At 39.4% G+C, this 5,521-nt stretch carries 6 protein-coding genes; all 6 read right to left on the minus strand.

The annotated features are described in order from the left end of the window. Nucleotides 1-107: 107 nt before the first annotated feature. The 6 genes from ybgF to tolQ are packed head-to-tail and all read right to left on the minus strand — an operon-like array spanning nucleotide 108 to nucleotide 4,817. Nucleotides 108-869 carry a tol-pal system protein YbgF gene (gene ybgF, locus ON073_RS19875; protein ID WP_274763616.1) on the minus strand — a complete coding sequence of 254 codons (762 nt, stop codon included), beginning with the start codon at nucleotides 867-869 and terminating at the stop codon, nucleotides 108-110. Nucleotides 870-885: 16 nt separating this feature from the next. Then, a complete protein-coding gene (gene pal / locus ON073_RS19880; protein ID WP_274763611.1) occupies nucleotides 886-1,413 on the minus strand; it encodes a peptidoglycan-associated lipoprotein Pal in 528 nt (175 codons plus the stop codon). Nucleotides 1,414-1,451: 38 nt separating this feature from the next. Then, nucleotides 1,452-2,807 carry a Tol-Pal system beta propeller repeat protein TolB gene (tolB, locus tag ON073_RS19885; protein ID WP_274763612.1) on the minus strand — a complete coding sequence of 452 codons (1,356 nt, stop codon included), beginning with the start codon at nucleotides 2,805-2,807 and terminating at the stop codon, nucleotides 1,452-1,454. An 8-nt stretch (nucleotides 2,808-2,815) separates the two neighbouring features. After that, the gene (gene tolA / locus ON073_RS19890; protein WP_274763613.1) at nucleotides 2,816-3,703 is read right to left on the minus strand and encodes a cell envelope integrity protein TolA; all 888 of its coding nucleotides are present in this window, start codon (nucleotides 3,701-3,703) and stop codon (nucleotides 2,816-2,818) included. Nucleotides 3,704-3,705: 2 nt separating this feature from the next. Further along, nucleotides 3,706-4,131, minus strand: a complete 426-nt coding sequence (gene tolR, locus ON073_RS19895) for a protein TolR (RefSeq protein WP_274763614.1) — start codon at nucleotides 4,129-4,131, stop codon at nucleotides 3,706-3,708. Continuing rightward, nucleotides 4,131-4,817: a protein TolQ gene (gene tolQ, locus ON073_RS19900; protein WP_274763615.1), complete on the minus strand. Its 687-nt coding sequence runs from the start codon at nucleotides 4,815-4,817 to the stop codon at nucleotides 4,131-4,133. Before tolQ ends, tolR begins: the two co-directional genes overlap by 1 nt. Between the last annotated feature and the right edge of the window lie 704 nt (nucleotides 4,818-5,521).

A 5,521-nucleotide genomic window follows, 5' to 3' on the forward strand; every position in this document is an offset into this window, starting at 1 on the left:
TTAAGTTTTATAACTCAGTTGGCTAATTTTATACCAACATCTTAAGATTAGCCTAATAAGTGATTATGTTTTCACTTTTCATTTACAAAAAATGAATCTGGCGAGTCTTAATTAAGACTCGCTAGTTTTTCAACCGCTAATTTTGCTGGGGTTGAATCTGGGTATTGCGCAACCAAATCATTTAAGATTTTTTTAGCTCGCGCTGTTTCACCCTCTTTAATGTAGGTCGTTGCCAGCTTTAACATTGCATCTGAGCGCTTATTTGAATCAGGAAACCCATTTACTAAGCTCTCAAAGTGCGAAAGAGCACCTTTACTATCATTTTTAATCGTTAGCAATTGCCCTAACCAATAATGCGCATTTGGCACATATACTGATTCTGGAAAATTCTCTAAAAACGCCTTAAATTCTGGAATTGCATCATCATAGCGCTTATCCTGCATAATTAACTGCACTGCGCGATCGTATGCATCATTTTCATTCAGGTTACTACTCATTGTACCCGAAGCACTGTCTGTCACTAATTCGTTAACAGGTGTAGTCGCACTTAAGCTACTTGAGACACGTGTTTCGATTTCTTGGTACAACTCACGTTGGCGTTGTAACACTTTTTCAAGTTGGTAGCCCTGCTCTTCAGTAATACCACGTAATTGGCTTACTTCATCTTGCAGAGACTCTAATTGCTGTTGCAGCTCTAAAAACTGCACATTTCTGTTTGCAACCATGCGTTCCAAAGTTTGTAAGCGAGTTTCAAATGCCGTGGACGACATGCTTGAGCTTGCACCTACTTCAGAAACAGGAGCGGGAGCAGCCAATAACTGACTGCTCCCGCTAAGTAACATGGTTGCCAAAATAACTTTCGGCTTAATCATATTAACTTCTATATTAGTATACTAAAACTGCGCGACGGTTTTTCGCGAAAGCATCTTCAGTACGAGTCTTAACCATTGGCTTTTCCTCGCCGTAGCTAACTACTGAGATTTGGCTTTCAGCAACACCTAAGCTTTGTAGATATTTAGCAACTGCTTGACCACGACGCTCACCTAGTGCGATGTTGTACTCAGGTGTACCGCGCTCATCAGCGTGACCTTCAACAAGTACTTTTACACTTGGGTTCTTAACTAAGAAATCAGCGTGAGCTTGAAGTAACTCAACATAATCACTACGTACTGTTGATTTATCAAAGTCGAAGTATACGATTTGCTCTTGGCGAAGTGCTTCGTATTTTTCAGCAAGAATTTCTTCTGGTGTTTTTTCTTTAACAACAGTTTCAACTTGTACTGTTTCTTCTTGACCTTGGTTGCTTTGGTTCGCAGATGTATCTTCTTCTACAGTTGAAGAAGAGCTACAAGCAGCTAACGTCATTACAGGCACTGCAATGAGTAAGCTCTTTAGTAGTTTGTTAAGTTGCATTGAGTTGATTCCTTTTTTAAAAGTCTAACCTGTAATCTTTACAAAAATGGCGACCACGCAGGTGCCTTAACTTCACCTTCCGCAACAGGAAGGCGAGCTTTAAACCGTCCATCCATTGATACCAATGCAAGGACCTGTTTATTATTATGTAACGTACTATAGATAATCATTGAGCCATTTGGCGCAATGCTTGGCGATTCATCTAAACGAGTGCGTGTTAGCACACTAAAGTCACCTGATTTTAAATCTTTTTTAGCAATATGGTATCGACCTAATGTGCGATTTACCATAACTAAGTTGTTACCATCAGGTGTAATTGAACCCGCTAAATTCATATCACCATCAAAAGTAAGTCTTCTTTTCTTACCAGTTGCTAAATTTACGCTATAAATCTGAGCATTACCAGCCCTTTCCGACGTAAATATAATTTCTTTACCATTTGGATGCCAGCTTGGTTCAGTGTCGATACTTCTATGTCTGGTAATACGACGAGATTTCTTTGCTTTCAAGTCTAAAACGTATACTTCAGTGGCACCATTTTTGTCTTTTGACAGTACCATTGCTAGCTGAGTGCCATCAGGTGAAAACTTAGGTGCGCCATTAATGCCTTTATAAGCAGTTAAACGCTCACGTTTGCCAGTGTAAATGTCTTGAATATAGATTTGGCTTTGACGATTCTCGAACGTAACATACGCTAATTTAGTGCCATCAGGTGACCATGTTGGCGACATAAGAGGTTCTTTAGAACGTAATAATGTTTGCTCGTTATAACCATCATAATCAGCAATAACTAATTGATATGGACGCTCTTCATTGTCACGCACTATCACATAGGCAATCTTAGTTAAAAATGCGCCACGTTCACCTGTTAATGCTTCATAAACCACATCACTTATACGGTGACCGTAACGGCGGAAACTGTCACTGCCAATCACAGTTTGGCGCGAATCTAGAATATGATCTTCGGAATTAACTAAACGCCCTTTACTTAAAATCTTTGTATCGCCACCTGTGATTTGACCGCGAATAACATCAATTAATTGATAACTAACCAAGTAGCGTGCACCCATCTGCTCAGTAATAGTGCCCACTAAAATTGCTTCAACACCTTCAGACACCCACGCACTGTAATCAACTTCAGTATCATTACTTGGACGCTGCGGCATATTAATTGGAGCTACTGGGTTAAAACGGCCACTTCGACGTAAATCTGCAGCAATCACATCGGTAATTTCATTTGGTGCTTCACCTGTACCGTTATATTTAAATGGCACGATCCCAATCGGGCGCGCTGAATCCACACCTTCGGTAATTACAATTTCAAGAGCGGCATTCGCTGCTGTACTAACCAAAAGTACTGCGGCAAAAGCCCATTTTTGCAATGCGCTAATCATGTTATCCCTTAAATATCTGGTTGAATGGTTAAATTAATGTTTTTCAGCTGTTCAAACACAGCTTTATCTTTGGATACAGGTAAAGTATCTGCACGGCGTACCGCACGAATTGTTGCTTCACATACTTGCTTATCACCACTTAGGGCTTCCACTTGGGTAACTAAGCCATTAAATGCAAGACGTAAATTCAAACGACACTCTTTACCTTTCATATTGTCGTCTAATAATAAGTTTCGCTGGATTTTTGCGGTAATTAGCGCTGTGTATTTTTCCACTTCAGAAAGTACTTGTGCTTGTTTTGCGCGACTGCGTGCTGCAGCTTCAGCAGCCAATTGCTCCTGCATCATTTTTTCAGCGAGCGCTTTTTGACGTGCGGCTTCTGCATCGGCTTTGCGTTTAGCTTCCGCTTTTTTCAGTTTCTCTTCTTCAGCTTTTCGTTTTTTCGCTAATTCTTCAGCTTTTTTTCTCGCATCAGCGGCTTTTTTCTGCTCAGCTTGTTGCTTTTTCTTTGCTTCACGTGCAGCTGCTTCTGCCTTTTTCTTTTCTTTTTCTTTGCGAATTCGTTCTTTTTCTAATTTAGCGATACGTCTAGCCTCTGCTTCACGTTTCTTTTTCGCATTAGCTGCACGGCGTTCTAAATCACGAATACGTTTAGCTTCAGCTGCTTTTTTGTCCGCTTCTTGCTTTTTTAGCTCATTAATACGCTTTTCAACTGCTTTAGTATCAACGGATACCGCCTCAACAGCTTTTTGTTCAGGCTTATTAGATGCATTGAGAGTTACTTCCATTACTTGTGGTTTTGATGGCTTTAGTAATCCACCAATTACAAAAGCCACAATGATGGCAAGGTGCAGCAATGCAGATTTGATAAGAGCCGCGTTAAAGTCGTTCTTCATAGTTACTGCTCAAATGACTCCGTCATTAATCCGACCGACGGTACGCCCGCTCTTTTAAGGAAATCCATTAGTAGGAGTACTTCTTGGTAAGTTACCTTCCCGTCTCCTTTTAGCATCACCGGTGTTTTAGGATCTTTATCTAAAGCAAGTTTAACTTGCGCTGCAATATCAACCGCTTCCATCGGAGCTTCAGGATCAATACCTATGCTTGCATAATAATTCCCATCGGCATCAATCGATACCACAATTGGTGGAGCTTCTGTCGCTTCGACAAGTTCAGACTCTTCCATTTTGGGTAAATCGACTTTTACGCCATGGGTAATTACCGCAGCCGTTGCCATGAAAATAATTAGCAATACCAACATCACATCAATGTACGGAACAACGTTGATTTCGGCGACGGGGCGACGTTTCTTACGTTGATACATTATTTAGCATCCACATTTGCCACAGCTTGACGATGAAGAATATTAGAAAACTCTTCCATAAAATTACCGTAAGATGATTCTACTTTTTCAACTGTGTGAGAAAAACGGTTAAATGCAATAACTGCAGGAATAGCGGCAAATAAGCCCATTGCAGTTGCAATAAGTGCTTCAGCAATACCTGGCGCTACCATTTGTAAGGTGGCTTGCTTTACTGAACCAAGTGCAATAAATGCAGTCATAATACCCCATACAGTACCAAAAAGGCCGATATAAGGACTGATTGAGCCAACTGTCGCTAAGAACGACAAACTTGATTCTAATTTTTCTATTTCCCTAGAGAGTGTTACACGCATCGCTCGATGTGTGCCATCTAAAATAGAACCTGGCGACGCATGATTATTTTTGGCAAGTCGCGCGTACTCTTTAAAACCTGCTGTAAACATGGCTTCAAGACCATCAACTTCATTACGTGCAGAAAGCTCAGCGTAAAGCTTACTTAAATCAACTCCCGACCAAAATTTATCTTCAAATTTTTTAGCATTTGTTTTTGCTGCAGTGAGCGCCTTACGGCGTTGAATGATCATAGCCCATGAAAAAATAGACATTAATACTAATGTCAGCATCACCAGTTGCACCACAAAACTAGCTTTAAGTATTAAGTCAAAAATTGAGATTTCGGTGGCCACTGCTCACTCCTGAAATTGTTGATAGTCAAGGGTTAGTTCACTTGATGCTTTGAAAGTTCCCTCACAGCATTAGATTTAGTTTAACCATACTAATACACGCATACAATGGCTATGCAATAAGAATTGCATTAACTGAACAAAAAAAACGCAAAGATTCAGTTTCCCCTACTAAATGATGACTTTTTAGTAAATGAAACTTAAATAAACCAAGCGTTTATTCATTTTTCGTGCATAAATAGGCAAAACTAACAAATACGGATCTCACTAAAACAATAAAACTTATAGAGCAATTATCAGACAATTTCATTTTTTTGTTTAAATACAACACCATATAAATTTACAAAGAATTAACTGGTGATTATCCGAACAACATTAAGTTTCTTGACATTAGTTTTTTTAATCTGAAAAAATAATTTTTCTAGTTTGATGAAAATTCCATTCATGCGTAATATACATCCTGTAAACACGAGGACACGCACCCAAATGGTGCTAACCCTAGTTTCATATACACAGTGATTACTGATTTGTCATTGTGTAGCATTGTTAAAATGCGTTCCCTGGATTACTTCCTTCAACTTGTTGTTTGCCCGCTCCCTAGCGGGCTTTTTTTTGCCTAAAATTTACCGAAACTTGTTTCAGTTTATTAATCATTTGATCATTCTAGCGAGTTAAATGACCCATAAACTGCGTTTTAAAATTCTAAA

Source organism: Pseudoalteromonas sp. G4 (assembly GCF_028875915.1).
Lineage (GTDB): Bacteria > Pseudomonadota > Gammaproteobacteria > Enterobacterales > Alteromonadaceae > Pseudoalteromonas.

Coding starts and splice junctions, on each gene's coding strand:
- pal (WP_274763611.1), bottom strand. CDS start 1,413: ATGCAACTTAACAAACTACTAAAGAGCTTACTCATTGCAGTGCCTGTA.
- tolB (WP_274763612.1), bottom strand. CDS start 2,807: ATGATTAGCGCATTGCAAAAATGGGCTTTTGCCGCAGTACTTTTGGTT.
- tolA (WP_274763613.1), bottom strand. CDS start 3,703: ATGAAGAACGACTTTAACGCGGCTCTTATCAAATCTGCATTGCTGCAC.
- tolR (WP_274763614.1), bottom strand. CDS start 4,131: ATGTATCAACGTAAGAAACGTCGCCCCGTCGCCGAAATCAACGTTGTT.